This window comes from Devosia chinhatensis (genome assembly GCF_000969445.1).
In the GTDB taxonomy this organism is placed as follows: Bacteria; Pseudomonadota; Alphaproteobacteria; order Rhizobiales; family Devosiaceae; genus Devosia; species Devosia chinhatensis.
Genome location: NZ_JZEY01000012.1, coordinates 1 through 565 on the forward strand (window position 1 = coordinate 1; position 565 = coordinate 565).

A 565-nucleotide genomic window follows, 5' to 3' on the forward strand; every position below is an offset into this window, starting at 1 on the left:
GTTCGATCCCGGTGGAGGCAAGGCGATCACGCACTGCCGTAGCCATCGCAACAGCTCCCGGGGTGTCACCATGAACACACACCGAATCTGCCTTAATCGGTACCTTGGTGCCGTCGATAGCCGTTACCGATCCCTGAGTCACCAGCGTCACAACGCGCTCAGCGACCTCGCCCGGATCATGCAACACTGACCCCTCCTGGCGACGTGATACCAAGGTGCCATCGGGGTTGTAAGCCCGATCGGCGAACACCTCCCTCAGCGTCCGGACGCCCTGCTGCTCAGCGAGGTCAAGGACAAGAGCTCCCGGCAAGCCTAAAATGGCCATATCGGCACCCGTGGCGGAGTTTTCAGCGTCAATCGCCTCGACGACTGCCTTGGCCTGAGCCTGGTGGTGAACGATCGTGTTGTACAGGGCGCCGTGAGGCTTGACGTAGCGCACCGAGGCGCCATGGACTGCAGCAATTCCACGCAGTGCCGACAACTGGTAAATGACCTCATCGCGCAACCGTCCAGGGTCAACGTCGATGAAGTTGCGACCAAACCCGGCGAGGTCCCGGTAAGACAC

Annotated in this window: 1 protein-coding gene; it reads right to left on the reverse strand. The window is 61.1% G+C overall.

Features of this window, described 5'->3' with window-relative positions:
- Positions 1–565 (reverse strand): LamB/YcsF family protein (locus VE26_RS00065; protein WP_046103231.1); only part of this gene is annotated, 565 nt, incomplete at both ends.